15 protein-coding genes are annotated in these 26,132 nt (G+C 62.9%); 6 read left to right on the forward strand and 9 right to left on the reverse strand.

From position 1 onward, the window contains the following. Positions 1-6 precede the first annotated feature (6 nt). On the forward strand, positions 7-438 hold the full coding sequence (locus tag V476_RS20815; RefSeq protein WP_003315056.1) for a universal stress protein: 432 nt from the start codon (positions 7-9) through the stop codon (positions 436-438). Here V476_RS20815 and V476_RS20820 read toward each other — a convergent pair whose 3' ends face one another. Genes V476_RS20820 through V476_RS20835 form a run of 4 tightly spaced genes read right to left on the reverse strand, consistent with a single transcriptional unit; the run spans position 439 to position 5,085 of the window. Continuing rightward, positions 439-903 carry a response regulator gene (locus V476_RS20820; protein ID WP_003406975.1) on the reverse strand — a complete coding sequence of 155 codons (465 nt, stop codon included), beginning with the start codon at positions 901-903 and terminating at the stop codon, positions 439-441. Then, positions 900-3,239: an ATP-binding protein gene (locus V476_RS20825; RefSeq protein ID WP_024959253.1), complete on the reverse strand. Its 2,340-nt coding sequence runs from the start codon at positions 3,237-3,239 to the stop codon at positions 900-902. The genes V476_RS20820 and V476_RS20825 overlap by 4 nt, the downstream gene beginning before the upstream one ends. Beyond that, a complete protein-coding gene (locus V476_RS20830) occupies positions 3,236-3,904 on the reverse strand; it encodes a response regulator (RefSeq protein ID WP_024665224.1) in 669 nt (222 codons plus the stop codon). The genes V476_RS20825 and V476_RS20830 overlap by 4 nt, the downstream gene beginning before the upstream one ends. Further along, complete coding sequence (locus V476_RS20835) at positions 3,901-5,085, reverse strand: sensor histidine kinase (RefSeq protein WP_024959254.1); 1,185 nt, start codon at positions 5,083-5,085, stop codon at positions 3,901-3,903. The genes V476_RS20830 and V476_RS20835 overlap by 4 nt, the downstream gene beginning before the upstream one ends. Positions 5,086-5,278: 193 nt before the next feature. On the opposite strand from V476_RS20835, the gene V476_RS20840 reads away from it, so the two are divergent. After that, the gene (locus V476_RS20840) at positions 5,279-5,803 is read left to right on the forward strand and encodes an SgcJ/EcaC family oxidoreductase (protein WP_003304408.1); all 525 of its coding nucleotides are present in this window, start codon (positions 5,279-5,281) and stop codon (positions 5,801-5,803) included. Between the two features lie 78 nt (positions 5,804-5,881). On the opposite strand, the gene V476_RS20845 is transcribed toward V476_RS20840, so the two are convergent. Then, complete coding sequence (locus tag V476_RS20845) at positions 5,882-6,418, reverse strand: RNA polymerase factor sigma-70 (protein ID WP_003319375.1); 537 nt, start codon at positions 6,416-6,418, stop codon at positions 5,882-5,884. 316 nt (positions 6,419-6,734) lie between these two features. On the opposite strand from V476_RS20845, the gene V476_RS20850 reads away from it, so the two are divergent. The 4 genes from V476_RS20850 to V476_RS20865 all read left to right on the forward strand — a co-directional run bounded on the left by V476_RS20850 (position 6,735) and on the right by V476_RS20865 (position 22,479). Beyond that, the gene (locus V476_RS20850; protein WP_004404766.1) at positions 6,735-7,493 is read left to right on the forward strand and encodes a thioesterase II family protein; all 759 of its coding nucleotides are present in this window, start codon (positions 6,735-6,737) and stop codon (positions 7,491-7,493) included. A gap of 95 nt (positions 7,494-7,588) precedes the next feature. Continuing rightward, positions 7,589-20,602 (forward strand): non-ribosomal peptide synthetase, encoded by a 13,014-nt coding sequence (locus tag V476_RS20855; RefSeq protein ID WP_024959255.1) that lies wholly within the window; start codon positions 7,589-7,591, stop codon positions 20,600-20,602. Between the two features lie 164 nt (positions 20,603-20,766). Then, entirely contained in the window at positions 20,767-22,179 is a 1,413-nt protein-coding gene (locus V476_RS20860) for an aspartate aminotransferase family protein (protein ID WP_024959256.1), read from the forward strand. 81 nt (positions 22,180-22,260) lie between these two features. Further along, on the forward strand, positions 22,261-22,479 hold the full coding sequence (locus V476_RS20865) for an MbtH family protein (RefSeq protein ID WP_003304661.1): 219 nt from the start codon (positions 22,261-22,263) through the stop codon (positions 22,477-22,479). Between the two features lie 135 nt (positions 22,480-22,614). Here V476_RS20865 and V476_RS20870 read toward each other — a convergent pair whose 3' ends face one another. Genes V476_RS20870 through V476_RS20885 form a run of 4 tightly spaced genes read right to left on the reverse strand, consistent with a single transcriptional unit; the run spans position 22,615 to position 26,125 of the window. Continuing rightward, entirely contained in the window at positions 22,615-23,532 is a 918-nt protein-coding gene (locus V476_RS20870) for a metal ABC transporter substrate-binding protein (protein ID WP_024959257.1), read from the reverse strand. Next, positions 23,533-24,432 carry a metal ABC transporter permease gene (locus tag V476_RS20875; RefSeq protein WP_004418348.1) on the reverse strand — a complete coding sequence of 300 codons (900 nt, stop codon included), beginning with the start codon at positions 24,430-24,432 and terminating at the stop codon, positions 23,533-23,535. It abuts the gene before it with no gap. Further along, the gene (locus V476_RS20880) at positions 24,432-25,196 is read right to left on the reverse strand and encodes a metal ABC transporter ATP-binding protein (RefSeq protein ID WP_024959258.1); all 765 of its coding nucleotides are present in this window, start codon (positions 25,194-25,196) and stop codon (positions 24,432-24,434) included. The genes V476_RS20875 and V476_RS20880 overlap by 1 nt, the downstream gene beginning before the upstream one ends. Continuing rightward, positions 25,193-26,125, reverse strand: a complete 933-nt coding sequence (locus V476_RS20885; protein ID WP_024959259.1) for a metal ABC transporter substrate-binding protein — start codon at positions 26,123-26,125, stop codon at positions 25,193-25,195. The genes V476_RS20880 and V476_RS20885 overlap by 4 nt, the downstream gene beginning before the upstream one ends. Positions 26,126-26,132 lie beyond the last annotated feature (7 nt).

Below are 26,132 nucleotides of genomic sequence, written 5' to 3' on the forward strand. Positions count from 1 at the left end.
ACGCCCATGCACAAAGTCCTGGTTCCTTTCGACGGCTCCGAGCACGCGATGCGTGCCCTGGGCTATGTCATCGAGTTGTCTGGCGAACTCACCAAGTCGCTCGAGGTACATATCCTGAATGTGCAGGCCAGCCCTATCGATTACAGCCTTTATCTGGCTCCCGACATGATTGATGGCGTCAAGGCCGGCTTGACCAATGAAGGCAAGCGGGTGCTGGCTGATGCGGTTGCGTTGTTGACTGCTGCTGGTGTGCCGTTTCAGGCCCACGTCGATCTGGGCAACGTGGCCGAACAGGTCGAGGCCGAGGTCAAGCGGCTTGGCTGTGACGCGGTGGTCATGGGCACCCGCGGGCTCGGTAACTTTGGCGGCTTGCTGCTGGGCTCGGTGGCCACGCGGGTGATCCACGAAGCATCGGTGCCGGTGACGCTGATCAAATAATCACTGCTGCGCCAGCGTGCGCGGCTGGCGCAGCAGTTCGATATTTTCCGCAGGCACCAGCTCGCGCAGCGATTTATACAGCGCGCGGGTTTCCAGCAGGTTCCAGATGCGCAGCATGGTTTCCAGGGCATCCAGCGGCTTGCTGATGAAGTCCCGCGCGCCCAGCGCCAGCGCGCGCAGGCGGGTATCGCGCGTTGCGTCGGCGGTCAGCACCATGATCGGCAGGTAGTCATTGGCCGGTATGCGCCGATTGAGCTGTTCCAGTACCGCGAAGCCATCGAATTCGGGCATGTGCAGATCGAGCACAACAAGGTCGGGCTCGAAGCTGTTGAACAGGTCCAGCGTGCGCAACGGCTCGGTGCTGCTCAGGACATTGGTCAGCCCCTCGCGGGCAAGCAGTTGCTCCATCAGATCAAGGTTGGGCCGTTGGTCATCGATGATCAGAATGCGAAAGTCGCCGGTCATGTGGGCTCCGGTAAATACTGGTCCAGGAGTGCAAGGAACACTGGCACCTGGATGGGTTTGATCACAATGGCCGTGGCGCCGGCCTGTTTCAGTTCGCGATGGGCTTTATCACTGGTGTCGGCAGTGATCATCAGCACGGGCGTGTGGGCGGTGGCCGGCAAGTGGCGCAGACGTTGCAGCACCTCAAGCCCTTTGATGTCCGGGAGGTTGAGGTCGAGAAGAATCAGCTGTGGCGCATGCTGGCGCGCCAGGTCCAGCCCCAGTTGGCCCTGCATGCTCGACAGCAACTGGATACCGGGTCTACGTTGCAGCAGCGTTTCAATCAAGGCCATGCTCGACAAATTGTCTTCGATGCACAGCAGCTTGCCATGATAGACCGGGCGGGCAGGTGAGCGTGCATCAGGCTTTATCTCAAGGGAAGTTTCAGCTTGACGGGGCAGTTTAGCGGCAGGCGGCTGCACCCGCACAAACGGCAGCGCCAGTATGAACCGGCAGCCCTCATCCGGCGTGTTTTGTACGGAAAGCGTGCCGTGCATCATCTCCAGCATGCTTTTGCTCAGCGCCAGTCCCAGCCCGGTTCCTTCGACGCTCGGGTTGGCATCCAGGCGTTCGAACGGCTTGAACAGCTGCCCGATACGCTCTGGCGCAATCCCGTAGCCAGTGTCCACTACGCTGACTGTCACCTGCTCGGCGGTCTGCTCGATTTCAATCCGCACCTGGCCGGCGGGCCGGTTGTATTTGATGGCGTTGGACAGCAGGTTCAGCAACACCTGAATCAAGCGCTGGCGGTCAGCCACCACGCCGATCTCGTCAGGCAGGTTCGGCAAGGGCTTCAATCCGATGTTGGCGTCGGCAGCCATCGGCGAGACCAGCACCAGCGCTTCTTCGAGCACGCTCGACAGGGATACGGGCTCGAGGATCAGGGAAACATGCCCGGCTTCGATTCTGGCGATGTCGAGCACTTCATTGATCAGCTTCAGCAGATGCTGGCCCGCCCGCAGAATATGACCGATTTGCGGGCGCTGGCTGGCGGGGGAGTCCATGTCCAGCAACTGGGCAAAGCCCAGAATCGAGTTCAGCGGCGTGCGCAGTTCATGGCTCATGCGCGACAGGAATTCACTTTTGGCGCGGCTGGCGCGTTCGGCTTCCTCGCGCGCAGTGCCCAGGGCAATTTCGGCAACGCGACGATCACTGATGTCACGGGTGATCTTGGAGAAACCGCGCAGCTCGTCATTGCTGTCGTATTGCGCGGTGATCACCACACTGGCCCAGAAACGGCTGCCATCCTTGCGTTGGCGCCAGCCTTCTTCGGTATACCGGCCATTGACGGTGGCCTCATGCAGCGCCATGTCGGGGTGTTGCGGACACTCCTGCTGCAGATAGAACACAGAAAAGTGCTGGCCGATGATCTCCTGCTCCGTGTACCCCTTGATACGTTCGGCGCCTGCGTTCCAGGTGGTGATGTAGCCGTTGCGGTCCAGCGCGAAGATGCCGTAGTCCTTGACGCCTTCGATGATCAGCCGCAAACGCTCTTCGTTGTCGCGCAGTGCGCGTTCGCGTTCGGCCAGCAACTGACCGGCTTCGACCAGCCGGGTGCCGAGCTGGCCGATTTCGTCCTTTTCAGGCGGCTGGGGCAGCAGCGGATGCCCGAGCGCCAGACGCTGGGCGTTGCGTTGCACCTGATGCACCCTGGCGACGATGCCCTTGGACAGCATCAGCACGGCAAGAATGGCGCCGAAGATTCCGCAGGCCGCTGCCAGCAGGGTCGACAGCAGCAGGCGCTCGCGGGTGGCTGCGGCAGCCTCGGTGCGTTCGGCGAGCAGCGCGTCTTCACGCTCGCGCATGATGCCGATGCGTTCGCGCAACTGGTCGAGCACGTACTTGTTTTCGATCAGGATGCGGGCGACGGTTTCCTGATCTTGCCTATTCATCGAGCGCAGTTTTCCCAGGCCTTCGACCTTGGTGTTGATCAGCGGTTCGATGGCTTTCAGGTGTTCGCGCATCTGCCCGTCACGCACATTGGTGTTGAGCCGCGTCAGCGCCGCCTCGATCAGCGGTTGCGCGTTGAGGTAGCCAGGCAGGAAGTCTTCCCTGTGAGTCAGCAGATAGCCACGTACGCTGGCCGCGCCTTCTGCGATCTGGGTGTGGAGGGTCTGGATGTCGCCTTGCACGAGCAGCACACGCCGTACATCTTCCTCCGCCCGAGCGGTCTGGCGCTCGGCGATATAAATCAGCACCAGCGAGAACATGAGAATCGTCAGTGGCAGCGAAATGGCCACCAGCGCCTTGCCGCGTAGCGGAAGGTCTTCCCAGCGACTGCTGGCGTGTGCCGTCATTGCCAGTCGCTCGTCGATTGACTCACCAGCCCCAGTGCAACACCGCGTACTGCAGCCTGCGTGCGGTCCGAGGCGCCGAGTTTGCCGATGACCTTTTCCACGTGGGCCTTGGCTGTGCCGGTGGTGATGCCAAGCTTTTCGCCTATTTCCCGATTGCTGAAGCCGCCCGCTACCAGGCCGAGTACCTGGCGCTCACGCGGGGTGAGGGTTTCCGGCAGGGCTGCGCCACTGGTGTTGCGTTCGGTCATACGCCGCAGCAGGCGCGCGCTGACGGCGCTGTTCAGTGCCTCTTCACCACGCGCCACCCTTTGCAGGCCGTCGATCACTTCGTCGCGGCTGGCATCCTTGAGCAGGTAGCCCACGGCCCCCGCACTGATCGCAGCCTCCAGGTGATCGGTACTGTCGTCCATGGTGAAAATCACCACTTTCAGCCCCGGCATGCGTTGTTGGAGAATCCGCGCAGCGCCCAGCCCGTTGAGTATCGGCATACGAATGTCGAGGATGGCGATGTCCGGTTGCAGTTCCAGGCACAGATCGATGGCTTGCTGGCCGTCGGCTGCCTGACCGACCACTTCGAATTCCGGATGCCCCGCCAGCAGCGAGACGAACCCGGTGCGCGTCACTTCATGATCGTCCGCTAAAACCAGTCGCACAGTGTCTGTCATGTCATTGCCTTGTCTGCGGTAAAAGGAACGATGGCGCGCAGTCGGGTGCCGTGCCCGGGCCGACTGACGCAGGTCAGGCGGCCGCCGAGCAGGCTGGCGCGCTCCTGCATGGCCACCAGGCCCAGTTTCTGGACGCCTTTGCCATTAAACGGTTTTTGGGTGATGAAGCCACTGCCGTTGTCTTCCAGCAGCAGTGAAATGTGCTCGTCACTCAGTTCCAGGGCCAATTCTACGCGGCCGGCACTGGCGTGTTTGAGCACATTGTTGATGCCTTCCTGGGCAATACGGAACAGGGCGATTTCCAGGTGGCTGGGCAGGCGGGTCAGGGAGCGCGAGCGCCAGTGCACCGCGACTCCGGCTTCGCGCAACCGGTCGGCTTCCTTGTCGACCGCCTGCAGCAGGCCGAAATCGTCGAGCACGCTCGGCCGCAGGCCGCTGATCAGTTGTCGACCTTCGCCCACGCAGTGCTGCGCCAGTTTGAGAATGACCTGCAGATCGGCGTCCAGTTGCTCAGGCAGCTCCGGGCAGCGACCGGCAAAACCCTGCAATCGCTGGTGCAGACCGGCCAGGGTCTGAGCCAGACCATCATGCAGGTCGTAGGCCATGCGTTTGCGCTCGTCTTCCTGAGCGGTGAACAACTGGCGGACCAGTTCGGACATGGTCTGCTCTCTGACCACCAGCGCGTCGAGCAGCCGATTGTTTTCCAGGTGCGCCGCCAGCAACGTCGCCAGCAATTGCAGCGACTCGATGTCTTCGTTGTCCGGCGCATTGATGCCCACGCTGTTGGCCAGCAGCAGGGTGCCAAAAGACCCTTCGTCGGCGCCGCGCAACGGTAACAGCAGCATGCACGGCAGGTCGGCTGCGGGCCGCTCCAGCCATTGCGGGCCGATGGCCAGCGGGTCGGCAGCGGTTTCAAGCGTGGCGAGGCGTTCTGCACTGCCATGGCTGGCGGTGGTCTGCACACCGTTGTCGGCACTCCATTCCAGCAGCAGGCCATGGTCCATGGCTACGAATGCGCACGCGCGTTGCAGCACGCACTGGCGCATGGCCTGAGGTGGCAGATGGGTCAGCTCCTGACCGGTATCCACCAGCAGGCGAAGACGTGCGGCGCGGCTTTGCGACTGGCGATACTGGTTACGGATGGCCAGTGCGCTTGCCGGATCATGGGGAGGACTTTGCATGGGGTGCTCCAGCGAGGGTTTATGCCCGCGCGGGCATAAACAGAAGTCAGGCTATTAGAACTGTATCAGGAGGTGACGCCTATCTGCCGATCGGCATACACAGTTAACCCCGGTTGGCCGATGGCGAGCCGTGGCGGGGAGGGCAAAGTGGCAATCACTGAATCCCTGAACAGATCCCCGTAGGAGAGTAGCGATGAAAACGAAATTGACCGCCCTGGCCCTGTTGCTGGCTGTAAGTGCACCGATGGTTCAAGCTGCTGCCGAGCCGTCCGGCTACACCTACCGCATGGTGGCCGAGACGCCAAACAATGTGAACGACAAGGAAATCGCCGGTCTGTTTGATCGCTGGAACAAGGCCCTGCAGACCGGAAACTCCACTACCGTCGCATCGTTGTACGCGTCGGACGCGGTCCTGCAGCCTACGGTCTCCAACAAGGTGCGTGCCACTCCGGCAGAGATCAAAGATTACTTCGATAAGTTCCTGGCGCTCAAGCCGGTTGGCGAGATCAACTACCGGGAGATTCGTCGCCTGGGGCCTGATGCCGCAGCGGACAACGGTGTTTACACCTTCACCCTGACGGCGCCGGACGGCAAAAAGACCAAGGTGCAGGCACGTTATTCGTTTCTCTACCACCGCGTCGGCAACGAGTGGAAGATTCTCAACCACCACTCCTCGGCGATGCCGGAAGTGCAGCCCGAGTATCAGGTCAGCCGCTGATCTGTCGTCTGCCAAGCTGAAAACAAAAATCCGGAGCCAGTGCTCCGGATTTTTTTTGCCTGTCTGAACCCCTCGCAATCAGGCTTCGGCCTGGGCGCCATTGACCTTGCGGCAATGAATCAGCGCATCGCGGATCATGAAGTTGACCAGTGTCGGCGACACACCCAGTTCCTTGGCGATGTCCTTTTGCGGCACGCCGTGCAGGCGGTACATCTCGAACGCATAGCGGGTGCGGGGCGGCAGCTCGGTCAGGGCGTCGGCAATTTTCTCCAGGCTGGAGAAGTTGATATGCGAGATTTCCGGCGAGGCACCCTGAATCACCACGTTCAGCCCCTCGGCCTCGGGGCCGGTGTATTTCTGTTCCAGCGCCTGTTTGCGGTAATGATCGATGGCCAGGTTGCGCACGATCTGAAACAGGTAACTGAGCTGTGCCTTGAAGGTCAGCGTGGCCTGAGGTGCCGAGCGCAGTCTGAAAAAGGCATCCTGCACGACGTCTTCGGCGCGTGAGCGGCAGCCCACGATGCGGGCCGCAATCTTGACCAGCAGCAAGTAGTTATCGACGAATGCCTGGAGTAAGGGTGAGTCGCACTTACTTGTGATTACGTGTTCCGTCATGGAATTCACCTTGCTGCTTTAACAATGGAGGGGAGGGCCGCATGGAGGGGGCAGCACCGTCACATGGGGCGACAAATTAGCCTTAATGATAATTATTGTCAAATGCGAAAGCCAATCAGCGCACTTTAAAAGGGCGCTTTCGTCGTGCCTGTCCCCGCCGCGTGCATCCGCCTAATTATTTGCAGACGCCATCCGTTCTCATTGGTGACAGGCCCGACGACGGTTGCGGCCAGGGAATACCTCAGGAGAACCCCATGCGTTTCGATCACGCGCATCGCCGCTTTTACATCCGCGCCCACAGCCGGACGGTTTCGATATGAGCACGCCGGTGAGCCTGACGCTGTTCTGCCTGCCTTATTCCGGGGCCAGCGCGATGTTCTACAGCCCCTGGCGGCGCAAATTGCCGGAGTGGCTGAACGTGCGCCCGCTGGAGCTTCCCGGCCGTGGCATGCGCATGGACGAGCCCTTGCAGACCGACATCGTGCAGCTGGCCAGTCATCTGGCCGACGAGATCAGTGCCGACCTGGACAAGCCCTATGCGCTGTTTGGCCACAGTCTGGGCGGGCTGCTGGCCTTTGAGCTGGCGCACGTTTTGCGCGAGCGCGGCCTGCCTGCGCCGCTGGCGCTGTTCGCATCGGCGACTGCCGGCCCGGTGCGCCGCGATGTCAGCGAATACGCCACTGCGAAGACTGATGCGCAACTGCTCGACCGATTGCGCACGTTAAAAGGCACCAGCGAAAACGTCATCACCAACCAGGAGCTCATGCAGTTGATGCTGCCGATCCTGCGCGCCGATTTTCTGCTCTGCGGCAGCTTTGTGTATGGCAAGCGCGAGCCGCTCAGCGTGCCGATCCATGTATTCGGCGGCAAGCAGGACAGCATCAGCGTCGAGCAACTGCTCGACTGGCAGGAAGAGACCTGCACCGGCTTCTCTCTGGACATGTTCGAGGGCCATCACTTTTATCTGGTCGACGAGCAAACGCAGCTGCTCCGTCTGCTGCGACGCTATTGCGAACAGCACCTGACACGCTGGCGCAACAGCGCGTCACGGCACATGAACCGGGCCGCCGGTTGACCCTGTTTGCTCCGCGCGCGACCTCCTTGCAGGGCGCGCGTCTTTTTTGAAATTCAGATTTTATCTGGCACGCCGAATCTAGCAGGAACCCCATCATGGATGCGTTTGAACTCCCCGACACTCTGGCTCAGGCTCTTCAGCGTCGCGCCTTGCACACGCCGGATCGGCTGGCGCTGCGTTTTCTCACCGATGAGAAAGACCAGGGCCTGGTGTTGACCTACCGTGATCTGGACCTGCGCGCGCGGACCATCGCTGCTGCGCTGCAACGTCAGGCTGTGCCGGGGGATCGGGCAATTCTGCTGTTCCATAGCGGGCCCGACTATGTTGCGGCGTTCTTCGGCTGCCTGTATGCCGGGGTCATTGCCGTGCCGGCTTATCCGCCGGAATCCAATCGTCGCCATCACCAGGAGCGACTGCTGTCGATCATCGCCGATGCCGAGCCGCGTCTGCTGCTGACCGGCTCCGATTTGCAGCCTGCCTTGCTGCAGATGGACGAGCTGGCCGCTGCCGATGCGCCGCCACTGCTCTGTGTCGATACGCTGCCTGCTGCCCCGGCACAAGACTGGCAGGGCCCACAACTGCAGGCCGACGACATTGCGTTCCTGCAATACACCTCTGGCTCGACCGCACTACCGAAGGGCGTGCAGGTCACGCATGGCAATCTGGTCGCCAACGAGTCATTGATCCGCCACGGCTTCGGCATCGACGTCAATCCGGACGACGTGATTGTCAGCTGGCTGCCGCTCTACCACGACATGGGCCTGATCGGCGGCTTGTTGCAGCCGATTTTCAGCGGTGTCCCGTGCATCCTGATGGCCCCCGCGTACTTCCTCGCCCGGCCGTTGCGCTGGCTGGAAGCCATCAGTGAATACGGCGGCACCATCAGCGGCGGACCTGACTTCGCCTACCAGCTGTGCAGCGCACGGGTCAGCGATTCGGCGCTGGAGCGTCTGGACCTGAGTCGCTGGCGCGTGGCGTATTCGGGCTCCGAGCCGATTCGTGAAGACAGCCTGAGAGCATTTGCCGAAAAATTCGCCAGTTGCGGCTTCACGCCTGACAGCTTCATGGCGTCCTACGGTCTGGCCGAAGCGACGTTGTATGTGGCCGGCGGCAAGCGCGGCAAGGGTATCCCATCGCTGCGCCTGGATGCGCAGGCGCTGGCGCGCAATGTCGTAGAACCGGGCGACGGTATGCCGGTCATGAGCTGCGGCACGGGCCAGCCAGGGCATGGCGTGCTGATCGCCGACCCGGTCAGCCTGCAGGTGCTCGGCGAGAATCAGGTTGGCGAAGTCTGGGCCAGCGGGCCGAGCGTCGCCCATGGTTACTGGCGCAACCCGGAAGCCACCGCCAAGGCGTTCGTGCAGCACGCCGGGCAGACCTGGCTGCGTACCGGCGACCTGGGTTTTCAGCGTCACGGCGAGCTGTACATCACTGGCCGCCTGAAGGACATGCTGATTGTTCGTGGCCACAACCTGTACCCACAGGACATCGAAAAGCTCATCGAGCGTGACGTAGATGTCGTGCGCAAAGGCCGGGTGGCGGCGTTTGCCGTCACTCAGGACGGTAGCGAAGGCATCGGCATTGCTGCTGAAATCAGTCGCAGCGTGCAGAAAATCCTCACGCCGGACGCGTTGATCAAAATCATCCGGCAGACCGTGGCCGAGGCGTTTCAGGAAGCGCCGAGTGTCGTGGTGCTGCTCAATCCGGGCGCGCTGCCCAAGACCTCCAGCGGCAAATTGCAGCGCTCGGCCTGCCGCACGCGTCTGGCCGACGGCAGCCTGGACAGCTACGCGGTGTTTCCTTCGAGCGATGCCACTCTTTCAGGCTGTGCCCCAAGCAGCGGCTCGGACCTGCAAGCGCAGATCGCCACAGTCTGGTGCGAGCAGTTGCAGTGTGAACAGGTCAACGCCGACGACCATTTCTTCCTGCTGGGCGGCAATTCGATTATCGCGACCCAGGTCGTGGCCCGCCTGCGCGAAACGCTGGGGATTGACCTGAGCCTGCGACTGCTCTTTGAGGCGCCGACGCTGGCGGTCTTCGCGGCACAGGTCGAAACGCTGCAGACCGCCGCATCGCAAGGCGACAGCCAGACGCAGAGCGCCATCGCGCGATTGCCCGGCAATGAGCATCTGCCACAGTCCATGGCCCAGAACCGTCTGTGGTTCCTCTGGCAGCTCGACCCGCACAGCAGCGCCTACAACATTCCCGGTGGGCTTCACCTGCGCGGTGAACTGGACAGCACTGCATTGCGCACCAGCTTCCAGCGCCTGATCGAGCGCCATGAATCGCTGCGTACGCGCTTCTACGAGCAGGACGGTGTGGCACTGCAACGTATCGATGCGCCGAGTGAATTTCACCTCGACACCCTTGATATCAGCGATCTGCCCAGCGCCGAGCGTCAGGCACGGGCCGTGGCAATTCGCGAACAACAGGCGCGCTTGCCGTTCGATCTGCAACATGGCCCTTTGCTGCGCGTCACGCTGCTGCAACTGGACGAAGAAGAGCATCAATTGCTGGTCACGCTGCACCACATCATTGCCGATGGCTGGTCGCTGAATGTGCTGATCGACGAATTCTCGCGCCTCTATGCCTCGGCTGTTCAGGGCCAGACGCTGGAGCTGGCACCGTTGCCGCTGCGTTACGCTGATTACGGCCAATGGCAGCGCGAATGGCTGGCGAACGGCGAGGCCGAGCGTCAGTTGACTTACTGGCAGCAGCAACTGGGTGATGAACAGCCAGTCTTGACGCTGAACACTGACCATCCGCGTTCGGCCCGCCAGCAGCACAGCGCTTCGCGCTACAGCCTGCGCTTGACTGCCGAACTGAGCACCGCCGTGCGCAACACCGCGCAAGCCTGGCAATCGACGTCGTTCATGTTCCTGCTGGCAGGGTTCCAGACCCTGTTGCATCGTTACAGCGGGCAAGCCGACATTCGCATCGGTGTGCCCGGCGCCAATCGGCCACGCCATGAAACCCAGGGCCTGATCGGCTTCTTCATCAACACCCTGGTGCTGCGCGCAGAGCTGGACCCGCGTCTGCCATTCTCGACCCTGCTGGCACAGACCCGGCAGGCGGCGCTTGAAGCCCAGGCCCATCAGGACGTGCCGTTCGAGCAACTGGTCGAAGCGTTTCCGCAGGCGCGCGAGCACGGTCTGTTTCAAGTCATGTTCAACCACCAGCAACGCGACCTCGGCGCTCTGCGTCGTTTGCCGGGGCTGCTGGCCGAAGAGCTGCCGTGGCACAGCCGCGAGGCCAAGTTCGATCTGCAACTGCACAGTGAGGAGGACCGCAATGGTCGCCTGACGCTGTCCTTCGATTACGCCGACGAACTGTTCGAGCACGACACTATCGTGGCCATGGCTCAGCACTATGTGCGCCTGCTGACGCAGGTCAGCCAGCAGGCCCAGCTCGCGCTGGGTGACGTGCAACTGCTCAGCGCCGAGGAGCAGGAGCAACAGGCGCAATGGAGCGCCGCGCCTTGCGCACCGGCCACGTTGTGGTTGCCGGAACGGCTGGACCGCCAGGCGCGACAGACACCGGAACGTATCGCACTGGTGTGGGAGGGCGGCAGCCTAGACTTCGCCAGCCTGCACGCTCAGGCCAACCGCCTGGCGCATTACCTGCGCGACAAGGGCGTTGGTCCGGACATCAAGGTGGCGATCGCCGCCGAGCGTTCGCCGCAGCTGTTGATCGGGCTGCTGGCGATCCTCAAGACAGGCGGGGCTTACGTGCCGCTGGACCCGGACTATCCGATGGATCGACTCGCCTACATGCTGCAAGACAGCGGGGTCGAACTGCTGTTGACCCAGAGCCATCTGCTGGGCGACCTGCCGAGCGTCGAAGGCGTGTGCACCGTCGCGATGGACACGCTGCACCTGGACAACTGGCCGGTCAGTGCGCCGCGTCTGAACCTGCACGGCGACAACCTGGCGTACGTGATTTACACCTCCGGCTCGACCGGTCAGCCCAAAGGCGTCGGCAACACTCACGCGGCCCTGGCCGAGCGCCTGCAATGGATGCAGGACACCTACGCACTGGATGAAAGCGACGTGCTCATGCAGAAGGCACCGATCAGTTTCGACGTCTCGGTGTGGGAGTGCTTCTGGCCGCTGATCACCGGCTGCCGCTTGTTGCTGGCAGGCCCTGGTGAGCATCGCGACCCGCAGCGCATCGCGCAGCTGATCAACGCGTATTCGGTGACCACGCTGCACTTCGTGCCGCCGCTGCTGCAACTGTTCATCGATGAGCCGCTGGCGCAGCAGTGCAGCAGCCTGCGTCGGCTGTTTTCCGGCGGCGAAGCATTGCCCGGCGAGCTGCGCAACCGGGTGCTCGAGCAACTGCCCGGCGTACAGCTGCACAACCGCTATGGCCCGACTGAAACCGCGATCAACGTCACCCACTGGCAGTGCCGGATCAGCGACGGCCTGCGCTCGCCGATCGGCCGGCCATTGGGCAATGTGCTGTGCCGGGTGCTGGACAGCGAACTGAATCCGCTGCCACGCGGGGTGGCCGGGGAGCTGTGCATCGGCGGCATCGGTCTGGCGCGTGGCTATCTGGGACGTCCCGGGCTGACCGCCGAGCGCTTCATCGCCGATCCGCTGGGGCAAGCGGGTGAGCGCCTGTATCGCACCGGTGACCTGGTGCGCTGGGCCGCCGATGGCGTGCTGGAATACCTTGGCCGTCTGGATCAGCAGGTCAAACTGCGCGGTTTCCGCGTCGAACCACAAGAGATCGAAGCGCGTTTGCTGGCCCATCCAGGCGTAGGCCAGGCAGCCGTCTTGCTGCGCGAAACCGTTGCCGGGCCGCAACTGATCGGTTACTACACCGCCGAAGCGGGGCAGAACGTCAAGGCTGAGCGGATCAAGTCGGCACTGGCCCTGGAACTGCCGGATTACATGGTTCCGGCGCAGCTGGTGCGCCTCGACAGCATGCCCCTGAGCCCGAGCGGCAAGCTGGATCGTCGCGCCTTGCCCGAGCCGCAATGGCAGACCCGCGAGCACGTCGAGCCGCAGACGGATCTGCAAAAACAGATCGCCGCTGTCTGGCGACAGGTGCTGGGCGTGCCGCGTGTCGGCCTGCGCGATGATTTCTTCGAGCTGGGCGGGCATTCGTTGCTGGCCACGCAAATCATTTCCCGCGTGCGTCAGGCGTGCGACATCGACCTGCCGTTACGGACGCTATTCGAAGCAAGCGAGTTGGGCGCGTTTGCCGAACAGGTTGAGGCCATTCAGCAGTCCGGCGCACGCAGCAGCCTGCAACCGATTGCCCGTGTCGACCGCAGCCAGCCGGTGCCGTTGTCCTACTCCCAGCAGCGCATGTGGTTCCTCTGGCAGATGGAACCGGACAGCCCGGCCTACAACGTCGGCGGCATGGCGCGCCTGAAAGGCGTGCTGAACATCGAGTGCTTCGAGGCAGCGCTGCAAGCTTTGATCCTGCGCCACGAAACCCTGCGCACCACGTTCCCGAGCGTCAACGGCGTAGCGTGCCAGCAGGTCAGCGAGCAGTCCGGCCTGCGCGTGCAGTGGCAGGATTATTCTGCGTTGCCCGCCGAGGCTCGTCAGCAACGTATTCAGGCACTGGCCGACAGCGAGGCGCACCAGCCCTTCGATCTGGAAACCGGACCGTTGCTGCGCGCGTGTCTGGTCAGGTCAAGCGACCTTGAGCATTACGTTGTCCTGACCCTGCACCACATCGTCACCGAAGGCTGGGCGATGGACATTTTCGCCCGCGAACTGGGGCAGCTTTACGAAGCCTTCCTCGAAGGACGACCATCGCCGCTGGAACCGCTGGCGGTGCACTATCTGGATTACAGCGTCTGGCAGCGGCAGTGGATGGAAGCCGGCGAACGCCAGCGCCAGCTCGATTACTGGACCGCGCAGTTGGGCAGCGAGCATCCATTGCTGGAGCTGCCTGCGGACCGGCCGCGGCCGCCGGTGCAAAGCCATCAGGGCGAACTGTATCGCTTCGACCTGAACGCCGACCTGGCCGCGAAAGTTCGTGCATTCAATGCGCGCAACGGCCTGACCCTGTTCATGACCATGACCGCCACCCTGGCGGTATTGCTCTACCGCTACAGCGGCCAGAACGACTTGCGCATCGGCGCGCCGGTGGCCAACCGCATTCGTCCGGAAAGCGAAGGGCTGATCGGCGCGTTCCTCAATACCCAGGTGTTGCGCGTGCAGCTTGACGGGCAGATGAGCGTCGCCCAGCTGTTCGAACAGGTTCGTCACACGGTGATCGAAGGCCAGTCGCATCAGGACCTGCCATTCGATCATCTGGTCGAAGCCCTGCAACCGCCACGCAGCGCAGCCTACAACCCGCTGTTTCAGGTGATGTGCAACGTGCAGCGCTGGGAGTTCCAGCAAAGCCGCGAACTGGCGGGCATGACTGTCGAGTACCTGGTCAACGATGCGCGAGCCACCAAGTTCGACCTCAATCTGGAAGTCACCGAACTGGACCACCGTCTGGGTTGCTGCCTGACCTACAGCACCGATCTGTTCGACGAACCGCGCATCGCACAGATGGCCGAACACTGGCTGAACCTGTTGCAGGCGCTGCTCGCTGATCCACAACAGCGTTTGGGTGAATTGCCGCTGTTGCAGGACACAGAGCGTCAGCAACTGCTCGACAGCCTCGGCGTCGAAGCGGGTGAGCAGCGGCTCGACCAGTGCATTCACAGCCTGTTCGCCGAACAGGCACAACGGCGTGCAGACGCGCCGGCGCTGACGTTCGCCGGGCAAACTCTCAGCTACGCCGAGCTGGACGCCAAGGCCAACCAACTGGCCTGGATGCTCCGCGAACGTGGCGTCGGCCCGCAGGTTCGCGTCGGTCTGGCACTGCCGCGCTCGCTGGACATGGTCGTCGGCCTGCTGGCGATCCTCAAGGCCGGTGGTGCCTACGTGCCGCTTGACCCGGAATACCCGCTGGAACGCCTGCACTACATGATCGAAGACAGCGGCGTCGGGCTGCTGCTGAGCGATCGTGCCCTGTTTACCGCGTTGGGCGAGTTGCCTGCCGGTGTTGCCCGCTGGTGCCTGGAAGACGATCAGCCGCTGCTGGAGTCTTTTTCGTCCGATGAACTGCCGTTTATCAGCCTGCCGCAGCATCAGGCGTACCTGATTTACACCTCCGGCTCGACCGGCAAACCCAAGGGCGTGGTGGTGTCCCATGGTGAAATCGCCATGCATTGCCAGGCAGTAATCCGGCGCTTCGACATGCGCCCTGACGACTGTGAGCTGCATTTCTACTCGATCAATTTCGATGCCGCTACCGAGCGTCTGCTGGTGCCCCTGCTCAGCGGTGCGCGTGTGGTGCTGCGTGCTCAGGGGCAGTGGGACGCCGAAGAAATCTGCACGCTGATTCGTCAGCAGCAGGTCAATATTCTCGGCTTCACGCCCAGTTACGGCAGCCAGTTGGCGCAGTGGCTGGCGACCCAGGGCCAGACCCTGCCGGTGCGTATGTGCATCACCGGCGGCGAAGCGCTGACCGGCGAACACCTGCAACGCATCCGTGCGGTGTTCCAGCCCGAGCTGCTGTTCAATGCCTACGGCCCGACCGAAACCGTGGTCATGCCGCTGGCCAGCCTGGCCCCGCAGCAACTGGAGGACGGTGAAGCCAGCGTGCCGATCGGGCGCGTGGTCGGTGCAAGGGTGGCGTACATTCTCGACGCCGATCTGGCGCTGGTGCCCCAGGGCGCGAGCGGCGAGCTGTACATCGGCGGAGCGGGCCTGGCGCAGGGCTATCACCAGCGCCCCGGCATGACTGCCGAACGCTTCGTGGCCGATCCATTTGCCAGCAATGGCGGGCGTCTGTACCGCACTGGCGATCTGGTGCGCCAGCGCGCCGACGGTTTGGTGGAATACCTGGGGCGTATCGACCATCAGGTGAAGATTCGCGGCTTCCGCATCGAGCTGGGTGAAATCGAAACCCGCTTGCTGGAGCACGAAGCCGTTCGCGAAGCCATCGTGCTGGCGCTGGACACGCCGTCGGGCAAGCAGCTGGCGGGCTATCTGGTCAGCGATGTGGCCGGGCAGGGCGACGAGCATCAGGCGCAATTGCGTGAATCGCTCAAGTCGCACCTCAAGACGCAACTGCCGGACTACATGGTGCCGACCCACCTGATTCTGCTCGACAGCATGCCACTGACCGCCAACGGCAAACTCGACCGCCGTGCCTTGCCTGCACCAGACCCGGAGCTCAATCGTCAACACTACGTAGCGCCCGCCAGTGAGCTGGAGCAACAGTTGGCGGCAATCTGGTGTGCGGTGCTGAACGTGGAAAAAGTCGGCCTCAACGATAACTTCTTCGAGCTGGGCGGCGACTCGATCCTGTCGATTCAGGTGGTCAGCCGGGCGCGTCAACTGGGTATTCATTTCAGCCCGCGTGATTTGTTCCAGCACCAGACCGTGCAGACCCTGGCCGCCGTGGCGACCACTCGCGAGCTGATTCAGGCCGAGCAGGGCCAGCTTGACGGTGCTTCCGGCCTGACGCCGATTCAACACTGGTTCTTCGACACGCCGATCCCCGAGCGTCAGCACTGGAACCAGTCGCTGTTGCTGGAGCCGCTCAGCGCGCTGGACCCGAACGTCCTTGAGCAGTCGTTGCGTGCGCTACTCGAACAACACGATGCCCTGCGCCTGAGTTTCACCGAGCATGAGGGTACGTGGCAGGCAGAACACCGCGCAGTGACCGCCGATACCACCCTGTTGATTCAGGTGCAGGTCAGCGACATGGCCGAATGCGCAGCCTTGTACACTGACACCCAGCGCAGTCTCGACCTGCAAAACGGTCCGCTGCTGCGCGCCTTGCTGGTCGACGGGCCGCAGGGCCAGCAACGGTTGCTGATGGTCATTCATCACCTGGTGGTCGATGGCGTGTCATGGCGCGTGCTGCTCGACGATCTGCAAACTGCTTATCGTCAATTAAGCGAAGTCGCACCGGTGCGCTTTGCGGCGAAGACCAGCGCCTTCCGCGACTGGGCCGCACGTCTGCAGGCTTATGCGGGCAACGAGTCGTTACGTGAAGAACTGCACCTGTGGCAGCGCCAGCTGGGCGGTCCTGCGACAAGTCTGCCGTGCCATAACCCGCAGGGCGGTCGGCAGAATCGTCATGCGCAGACGGTCAGCGTGCGCCTGGATGCCGAACGTACCCGGCAACTGCTGCAACAGGCGCCGAGTGCCTACCGAACCCAGGTCAACGACCTGCTGCTGACCGCGCTGGCACAGGTGGTCTGCCGCTGGAGCGGGCAGCCGTCGACCCTGATCCAGCTTGAAGGTCACGGCCGTGAAAACCTGTTCGATGACATCGACCTGACCCGCACGGTGGGCTGGTTCACCAGCGCCTATCCGCTGCGCCTGACGCCAGCGCCGGCTGTCGACGCGGCACCGGGCGATTCGATCAAGGCGGTCAAGGAGCAACTGCGCCAGGTGCCGCACAAGGGGCTGGGCTATGGCGTGCTGCGCTACCTGGCCGACAGTGTCAGCAAGGCCGCCATGCAGGCATTGCCGGTGGCGCCGATCACCTTTAACTACCTCGGCCAGTTCGATCAGAGCTTCGCTGACGACGCGCTGTTCCGTCCGCTGCAAGAGTCGCCAGGTGCGGCCCACGATCCACAGGCGCCGCTGCCCAACGAATTGAGCATCGACAGTCAGGTGTACGGCGGTGAACTGCTGCTGCGCTGGACTTTCAGTGCCGAGCGCTATGAACCCGCTGCCATCGAAGCACTGGCGCAGGATTACCTGGCTTGCCTGCAGGCGCTGATCGCCCATTGCCTGGCCGATGGCAGCGGCGGCCTGACGCCGTCGGACTTCCCGCTGGCTACTCTGGATCAGGCGCAACTGGACGCGCTGCCGGTTCCGCCAAGCCACATCGAAGACGTCTACCCACTGACCCCGATGCAAGAGGGCATGCTGCTGCACACTTTGCTGGAGCCGGGCACCGGACTGTATTACATGCAGGACCGCTACCGCATCGACAGCGCGCTGGACCCGCAGCGTTTCGCCCAGGCCTGGCAAGCGGTCATCGCCCGTCACGAAGCGTTGCGTGCCTCGTTCTGCTGGAACATCGGCGAAACCATGCTGCAGGTCATTCACAAGCCGGGCAGCACGCCAATTGATTACCTGGACTGGCGTGAGGTGCCGGCGGAGCAGCAGGAGCCGCGCTTGCAGGTTCTGCTCAAGTCCGAGCGCGAGGCCGGTTTCGAACTGCTCGATCAACCGCCGTTCCACTTGCGTCTGATCCGCGTCGACGAGGCGCGCTACTGGTTCATGATGAGCAACCACCACATCCTGATCGATGCCTGGTGCCGCTCGCTGCTGATGAACGACTTCTTCGACATCTACACCGCGCTAGGCGAAGGTCGTGATGCGCAACTGGCCCCCGCACCGCGCTATCGCGACTACATCGGCTGGTTGCAACGCCGAGGCCTGACGCAGGCACGTGACTGGTGGCGAGACAACCTGCGCGGCTTCGAGCGGCCCACGCCGATCCCCAGCGACCGGCCGTTCCTGCGTGAACATGCCGGCGACAGCGGTGGCATGGTGGTGGGCGACTGCTACACCCGTCTCGATGGACGCGACGGTGCGCAACTGCGCGAACTGGCGCAGCAGCATCAACTGACCGTCAACACCTTCGCCCAGGCGGCCTGGGCGCTGACCCTGCGGCGCATGAGCGGTGATCGCGACGTGGTGTTCGGCGTGACTGTGGCCGGGCGGCCGGTGGAACTGCCGCAGATGCAGCGCACGGTCGGGCTGTTCATCAACACCATCGCCTTGCGTGTCGGCATGCCGGCTGACGATCAACGTTGCAGCGTTCGCCAGTGGCTCAGCCAGTTGCTGGACAGCAACATGCAGCTGCGCGAGTACGAATACCTGCCGCTGGTGACCATTCAGGAAAACAGCGAGCTGCCCAAGGGCCAGCCGCTGTTCGACAGCCTGTTCGTGTTCGAGAACGCGCCGGTCGAGGTCTCGGTGCTGGACCGTGCGCAAAGCCTGAATGCCACCTCGGATTCCGGTCGCACCCACACCAACTACCCGCTGACCGCAGTCTGCTATCCGGGCGATGACCTGGGCCTGCACCTGTCCTATGACCAGCGCTATTTCGACGAATCCACCGTGCAGAGCATGCTCAGTGAGTTCAAGCGCCTGCTGCTGGCGCTGGTCAAAGGCTTTCATGGCGACATGGCCGAATTGGCGCTGGTCAGTGAGCAGGAGCGCGCTTTCCTGATCGACGGCTGCAATCAGAGCGACCATGCTTACCCGCTGGATAAAAGCTATGTCGAACTGTTCGAAGCGCAGGTCGCGGCGCATCCGGAGCGCATTGCGGTCAGTTGCCTGGAACGCCAGCTCAGCTATGCCGCGCTGAATATCGCCAGCAACCGTCTGGGCCATGCCTTGATCGAGGCCGGTGTCGGTTTCGATCAGCCGGTTGCCGTGCTCGCCGAGCGTGGCCTTGAACTGCTGGGCATGATCATCGGCAGCTTCAAGGCCGGTGCCGGTTACCTGCCGCTGGACCCGACGCTGCCGAACTCGCGGCTGAGCGGCATCATCGGCCAGAGCGCCACGCCGCTGCTGGTGTGCAGTGCTGAGTGCCTGGAACAGGGCAGGGCGTTACTTGATGCGCTGCCTGAGTCGAGCCGACCGCAGTTGCGGGTCTGGGACAACGTGCAGCAGAGCGATTCCGCGCAGCACAACCCTGGTCGCTACAGCGCGCCGGACAACCTCGCTTATGTGATCTTCACCTCAGGCTCCACCGGGCTGCCGAAGGGTGTGATGGTCGAGCAGCGCGGCATGCTCAATAACCAGTTGAGCAAGGTGCCTTACCTGAGCCTGAGCGACCGCGATGTGATCGCCCAGACCGCCTCGCAGAGTTTCGACATTTCGGTCTGGCAGTTCCTCGCCGCGCCGCTGTTTGGCGCTCGGGTAGATATCGTGCCGAACGACATCGCCCGCGACCCGCAGGCCCTTTTGGCGCATGTTCAGGCGCAGCGCATCAGCGTGCTGGAAAGCGTGCCGTCGCTGATCACCGGCCTGCTCGCCGAACCGCAGGCAGCGCTCGACAGCCTGCGCTGGATGCTGCCGACCGGTGAAGCCATGCCGCCGGAACTGGCCAGCCAATGGCTGCAACGTTACCCGCAGATCGGCCTGGTGAATGCCTATGGTCCGGCCGAGTGTTCCGACGATGTGGCGTTCTTCCGGGTCGATGTGCAGTCCACTCGCAGCGCTTATCTGCCGATCGGTTCGCCGACCGACAACAATCGTCTGTACCTGCTCGACGATGCGCTGGACCTCGTGCCGCTGGGTGCCGTCGGTGAGCTGTGCGTAGCCGGGGCCGGTGTCGGTCGCGGCTATGTTGCTGATCCGCTGCGCACCGTGCCGGTGTTCGTGCCGCATCCGTTCGGTGCGCCGGGCGAACGTCTGTACCGCACCGGTGACCTGGCGCGGCGGCGCAAGGACGGCGTGCTGGAGTACGTCGGTCGAGTCGATCATCAGGTGAAGATTCGTGGCTATCGCATCGAGCTGGGTGAAATCGAAACCCGTCTGCTGGAGCATCCGGCCATCCGTGAGTCAGTGGTGCTGGACGTCGACGGCCCATTGGGTAAGGTGCTGGCGGCCTACCTGGTGCCGCGTTCCGCGACGCAAGATCACGAGGCTCTGCGTGACGAGGTGAAAAGCCACCTCAAGTCCAGCCTGCCGGACTACATGGTGCCGACGCATCTGGTGTTGCTGGAGGCCATGCCGCTGACCCCGAACGGCAAGCTGGACCGCAAGGCCCTGCCGGCGCCCGACGTCAGCCTGGCGCAGCAGGATTATCTGGCGCCACAGACCGAAATGGAGCAGCAGCTGGCGACGATCTGGGCCGATGTGCTCAAGGTCGAGCGCGTGGGCATTACCGACAACTTCTTCGAGCTGGGCGGGCACTCGCTGCTCGCCACTCAGGTGGTGACCCGTGCGCAGAAGCGCTTGCAGCGTAACGTCCCGTTACGGGCAATGTTCGAGTTCAACACCGTTCAGGCGTTGGCGCAGCACCTGGAAAGCCTTGGCGGAGCACAGGTCGACGAGCAGAAATTCGACCGTCTGGCGGACTTGATGGCGGAACTGGAAGGGCTCTGATCAGCCTCTCCTCGGAGCGCTGGGGCTGCGGATAAAAAACTCGTTGGCAGGTGTAAATCCGCGGCTCGCTGGCGCGTTTTCAAAGCAACGAACACACACCTGAAGCGGCATGCGCCAACGCCCATGCTTCAGGTCATTCAAGCCGCGTATTGAGGGTTGCACAGATGTCAGTCGCTACCAGGTTTATCGATGATCAGCCGACACGGGTTGCCCCGGCTGCGGCTGAGACGCTCTACCAGTTCGACGAATCGCCACTGCTGGCCCGACAGAGTCGCCAGGAGTCCAATGCTCGCAGCTACCCGCGGCGCATACCGCTGGCGCTCAAACGCGCCAAGGGTATTCACGTCGAGGACGTCGAAGGGCGGCGCTTCATCGATTGCCTGGCAGGCGCGGGCACCCTGGCGTTGGGTCATAACCATCCAGTGATTATCGAAGCGATCCAGCAAGTGATCGCCGACGAGTTGCCGCTGCACACCCTGGACCTCACCACGCCGGTCAAAGATCAGTTCGTTCAGGACCTGTTCGGCCTGCTGCCGCCAGCGCTGGCCGATGACGCGAAGATTCAGTTCTGTGGCCCGACCGGGACCGATGCGGTGGAAGCCGCGTTGAAGCTGGTGCGTACCGCTACCGGACGCAGCACGGTCTTGTCATTTCAGGGCGGTTATCACGGTATGAGCCAAGGCGCATTGAGCCTGATGGGCAGCCTGGGGCCTAAAAAGCCGCTGGGTGCGCTGCTCGGCACAGGCGTGCAGTTTCTGCCTTACCCCTACGATTACCGCTGCCCGTTCGGGCTTGGCGGCGAACCGGGCGTGCGCGCCAACCTGCATTATCTGGAAAACCTGCTCAACGATCCGGAAGCCGGCGTGCAATTGCCCGCAGCGGTCATCCTTGAAGTGGTGCAGGGCGAGGGCGGAGTCATCCCTGCTGATCTGGACTGGCTGCGCGGCGTGCGGCGCATCACCGAAAAGGCCGGCGTGGCGCTGATCGTCGATGAAATCCAGAGCGGTTTCGCCCGCACCGGCAAGATGTTTGCCTTCGAGCATGCCGGGATCATCCCGGACGTAGTGGTCATGTCCAAAGCCATCGGCGGCAGCTTGCCGTTGGCGGTGGTGGTCTATCGTTCGTGGCTGGACACCTGGCTGCCGGGCGCACACGCCGGGACTTTTCGCGGCAATCAGATGGCCATGGCTACCGGTTCTGCCGTCATGCGCTATCTTCAGGAGCACTCCATTTGCGAACATGCGATAGCCATGGGTGCGCGTCTGTCCGGGCATCTGCGTGCCTTGCAGCGTGACTTCCCGCAATTGGGCGATATTCGCGGGCGCGGCCTGATGCTCGGTGTCGAGCTGGTCGACCCATCCGGTGCGCGTGATGTACAGGGTCATCCGCCGCTATTTGCGCGTCTGGCCCCACTGATCCAGCGTGAATGCCTCAAGCGCGGGCTGATTCTGGAACTGGGCGGTCGACATGCCAGCGTGGTACGTTTTCTGCCACCGCTGATCATCACCGCCGAGCAGATCGACGAAGTGGCAGAGATCTTCGGCCGTGCGCTGAACGCCGCTGTCGCCCAGGTTTAATTTTTCGACGTAGTGATACGTTCAATCCCTATAGCTGCCATGAATTGGCACGGCAGCCCTGAACACACATGGAGAGCAGCAATGACTTCAGTATTCGATCGGGAAGACATCGTCTTTCAAGTTGTAGTCAACCACGAAGAACAGTATTCCATCTGGCCCGACTACAAGGCGATCCCCAACGGCTGGCGCACCGTGGGCAAAAGCGGCTTCAAGAAAGAATGCCTGGCCTACATCGAAGAAGTCTGGACCGACATGCGCCCCCTGAGCCTGCGCCAGAAAATGGAAGCGCAGACGGCCTGATTGACGGTATGGACGGATACTTCGATTATCGTGCGACGCTCCGCGTCGCATGCCTTTCCGGACGCTCCGCGTCCTCTCTACGACGTAAAGCGTCGCGACCTGCATTCCCACGCTGTAGCGTGCCGAACGATAATCTCACTCCTTACCAGCCAGCACCCCGATAATCCCCTGAATATCCCCCTGCAACTCCGCCAGCGGCTCAGCGCCATCGATCCCCAGCACCAACAGCTTGCTGCCAGCCGCTTCAATGGCGGTCTTGACCAGCGCGGGTGGCTGGCGGTGATCGAGCACCAAGGCCACGTCGTTATCCTTCAGGGTCGCGCTCAATTTGCTCAAGGCTTCTGGCGTCCATTGCTCGTCCGTCAGTGCCTGAGTGTCGATCAGCTCCAGATTCAGCCCGCTGATCAAATAGCTGAAGCGATCCGACAGGCTCACCACACTCAAATTATCGGCACCGGCCAGCGCGGCCTCGCTGCTGGCGCTGAGCTTGAGTAGCTGCTGCTTGAACGCCGCCAGGTTGGCCTCGATTTTCGGTTTGGCGGCCGGAGCCAGGCGCACCAGATCCGCTGCCAGCACATCGGCCATACGCCCCATGTTATTGCTCGCCAGCCACGGCTGACTGTTCAATCCGTCAGTGCCCTGACCCGGCTGTACGGCGATGCCTGGCAAGCTGCCGTCCACCGGCCGTGCGGCGTCGATCTCGACGATACGAATATTGCTGCGCCGTGCATTGGGGTAAAGCGGGTCATCGGCCCAGATCGAGCGCAAGCCGATCACCGCGTCGGCGTTGTTCGCCAGCCCGCGCAAGGCATCGGCACCACGCCCGGTGAAATACGCCGTCTGACGCGAGCCCGGCAGGTTGGCCGCTGCAGCCCGCTGCAGCACCACACCGCTGTCCTTGAGCAGTATCTCGCCCAGGCCATAGGTGATCGGCAGGCTGGCCAGTACTCGCACCGGTTGCGAACTGTCGGTTTTGCTGTCAGCCGCCTGCAGGCTGTTGCTGAACAGGCCGCTCATGATCAGCGCGAGGGTCAAGGTACGTAACGTAGGCATTTATCCAATATTCCCTTTCAGGCTCGGCAGCGTGCCGCGAGCGATGGCGGCGAGCGCAAAAGCCATGCCCGCCACCAGAATGATTGCCGCGCCGGACGGCACAGGCAGGTCGAAGACGATGGGCAGCAGGATGCCGCACAGGGTGCTGAGCGTCGCAATGGCCACTGAAATCCAGAAAAAGCCCTTGAGCGACTGGCTCAACAGGCGAGCCGCCGCCGCTGGAATCACCAGCAGCGCACCGACCAGGATTGCGCCGATGACTTTCACCGCCGCGACCGTGATCAGCGTCACCAGAATCACGAACAGGTAATCCAGCGTCTTCACCGCCACGCCGCGCACCGCAGCCAGTTGCGGGTTGAAGCTGGCCAGCATGATGCGGTTGTACAGCGGCAGGCTCAGGCCCATGACCAGCGAACCGACGATCAGCAGCACCAGCAGGTCGTTGCCGTTGACGGTCAGCACCGAGCCGAACAGCACGTTTTCCAGTATGTGCACGTTGATCTTGCCGGCCAGCACCAGCAACAGGCTCGCGCCCAGTGCCAGGGAGACCGACAGGAACACGCCGATCAACGTGTCCGGTGCCAGCCCGGTGCGGTTGCGCAGGTAATTGAGGACGATGCCGAACAGCAGGCAATAGCCGAACAGCGCGCCATAGGGGCCGGTGTAGGGTTCGCCGAGCAGAATGCCGATCGCCACCCCGGTCAGTGCTGCATGGCCCACGGCTTCGGAGAAAAACGCGAAGCGCTTGACCACCACCAGTGTTCCCAGCCCGCCCAGCACCGGGCCGATCAACAGCCCGGCGAGCAGGGCGTTGACCACGAAACCGTAGGCCAGCGCCTCGGGCAGGTAACCGGAAGAGGCGAGGCCCTGAATGAACAGGCGAAAGGTTTCGTAATCCATTACGCTATCCTCCCGGCGCTGCTATCCGTCGTGCGCGGGTGCGCGGAAAACAGGGTCAGCAGCCGCTCCGGGGTCAGCGCAGTGGCGGCCGGTTCATCGAACAGGATGCGTCGGTTGAGCCCCGTTACCTGATCGGCCAGACGCCTGACGGCATCCAGGTCATGCTCGATCCACAGGACCGTGACCCCGCTTCGGCGCCAGTCGCCCAACAACCGCTCGAACACCTGAATACCCGCTTCATCCAGCGCCGACATCGGCTCATCCAGCACCAGCAATTGCGGCGCAGGAATCAGCCCCTGCGCCAGCAGCACGCGCTGCCGCTCGCCACCGGACAGCGCGCCCATGCGCCGTTTGCGCTTGTCCTGCATCCCGACCCGTTCCAGCGCCTCGCCAATCGCTGCCGCGTAGTGCTTCGACAAGCCCAAAAACGCCGGGCGTCGCTGACACATCGCAGCCATGAAGTCGTCGACGGTCATCGGCAGGCCACGGTCGAACTCCAGCGCCTGCGGTACATAGCCGATCAGCCCCGGGACAGCAGGCCACAGCAGGCTCAATTGGCCCTGATGCGGTGTCTGCCCGAGCAGGGTCTTGATCAGCGAGCTTTTGCCACCGCCGTTCGGGCCGACCAGTGCGTGTACGCTGCCGGCGCGCACATTGAAGTGAACCTGATCGAGAATCGTGGTGCGCCCGAGGGTCAGGCTGACCTGATTGAATTCGATGCCCGGCCCCTGGCTGACGATACCGAGTTGCTGTGCAGCCGTCATGCGCCCGACTCCTGAATGGCCCGTACCACCGTGTCCAGGTTGCCGGCCATCTCCTTTTCGTATTTGTCGGCGGTGTATTCGCCATAGGAAATATGCGACAGCGGGTACAGCTTGACCCCGGATTCACGCTGAATGGTCTCGACGTAGGTGGACGGGAAATCCATCTCCGAGAAGATCACCTTCACGTCCAGCTCACGCAGTTGGTCGATGGTTTTTTTCAACTGGCTCGGGCTCGGCTCGATGCCATGCGCCGGTTCAACCACGGCGGTGACTTCCAGGCCAAATTCGCGCAGCAGGTAGTCGTAGGCGGCATGCACCGTGGCCACGCGCAGGTCGGCATTGGGTGCCTTGGTCAGTTTGGCGAGCGCGTCGGCGCGCATCTGGCGCAGGCGCTTGCCGTAGGCGCGGGCGTTGGCGGTGTAGGTTTTGGCATTGTCCGGGTCCAGCTTGCCCAGCTCTCGGGCGATATTGTTGACCTGCGCAATGGACGCACTGATCGACAGGAAGGTGTGCGGATTGACCACTTTGCCAGCACCTCGCGCCGCCACCCCGGTGGCCGCCAGCAACGGCACATCGGCATTGGCCTCGATGGTCTTGATGTTCGGCGTTTCACTGGCGGCGATCATGCGGTCGGCAAAATCGTCATGGCCAACGCCGTTGAGCACGATCACGTCCAGCGAACCGATGCGCTTGATGTCCTCGGCGCGCGGCTCATAGGCATGCGGGTTGAAGCCCGCCGGGATCAGCGGCACGACGTCGGCCTTGTCGCCGACAATATTGCTCACGTAGCTGTAGTAAGGGTGCAGGGTAATGCCGATGCGCAGGCGTTTGGCCGGTTCGGCGGCGAAGCTGGACGGCGCCAGCAGGGCTACCATCAGCCCCGTCAGCAGGCCGCGCAGCAAGGCACGGCGTTTGAATGAAATAGGCATGGGCAAG

This window comes from Pseudomonas syringae KCTC 12500 (assembly GCF_000507185.2).
GTDB lineage: Bacteria > Pseudomonadota > Gammaproteobacteria > Pseudomonadales > Pseudomonadaceae > Aquipseudomonas > Aquipseudomonas syringae.

Excerpts from the sequence above, each read along its gene's own strand:
- V476_RS20825 (WP_024959253.1), bottom strand. The coding sequence starts at position 3,239 with ATGACGGCACACGCCAGCAGTCGCTGGGAAGACCTTCCGCTACGCGGC.
- V476_RS20845 (WP_003319375.1), bottom strand. The coding sequence starts at position 6,418 with ATGACGGAACACGTAATCACAAGTAAGTGCGACTCACCCTTACTCCAG.
- V476_RS20855 (WP_024959255.1), top strand. The coding sequence starts at position 7,589 with ATGGATGCGTTTGAACTCCCCGACACTCTGGCTCAGGCTCTTCAGCGT.
- V476_RS20820 (WP_003406975.1), bottom strand. The coding sequence starts at position 903 with ATGACCGGCGACTTTCGCATTCTGATCATCGATGACCAACGGCCCAAC.
- V476_RS20880 (WP_024959258.1), bottom strand. The coding sequence starts at position 25,196 with ATGACGGCTGCACAGCAACTCGGTATCGTCAGCCAGGGGCCGGGCATC.
- V476_RS20885 (WP_024959259.1), bottom strand. The coding sequence starts at position 26,125 with ATGCCTATTTCATTCAAACGCCGTGCCTTGCTGCGCGGCCTGCTGACG.
- V476_RS20870 (WP_024959257.1), bottom strand. The coding sequence starts at position 23,532 with ATGCCTACGTTACGTACCTTGACCCTCGCGCTGATCATGAGCGGCCTG.
- V476_RS20865 (WP_003304661.1), top strand. The coding sequence starts at position 22,261 with ATGACTTCAGTATTCGATCGGGAAGACATCGTCTTTCAAGTTGTAGTC.
- V476_RS20830 (WP_024665224.1), bottom strand. The coding sequence starts at position 3,904 with ATGACAGACACTGTGCGACTGGTTTTAGCGGACGATCATGAAGTGACG.
- V476_RS20875 (WP_004418348.1), bottom strand. The coding sequence starts at position 24,432 with ATGGATTACGAAACCTTTCGCCTGTTCATTCAGGGCCTCGCCTCTTCC.
- V476_RS20860 (WP_024959256.1), top strand. The coding sequence starts at position 20,767 with ATGTCAGTCGCTACCAGGTTTATCGATGATCAGCCGACACGGGTTGCC.
- V476_RS20850 (WP_004404766.1), top strand. The coding sequence starts at position 6,735 with ATGAGCACGCCGGTGAGCCTGACGCTGTTCTGCCTGCCTTATTCCGGG.
- V476_RS20835 (WP_024959254.1), bottom strand. The coding sequence starts at position 5,085 with ATGCAAAGTCCTCCCCATGATCCGGCAAGCGCACTGGCCATCCGTAAC.
- V476_RS20815 (WP_003315056.1), top strand. The coding sequence starts at position 7 with ATGCACAAAGTCCTGGTTCCTTTCGACGGCTCCGAGCACGCGATGCGT.
- V476_RS20840 (WP_003304408.1), top strand. The coding sequence starts at position 5,279 with ATGAAAACGAAATTGACCGCCCTGGCCCTGTTGCTGGCTGTAAGTGCA.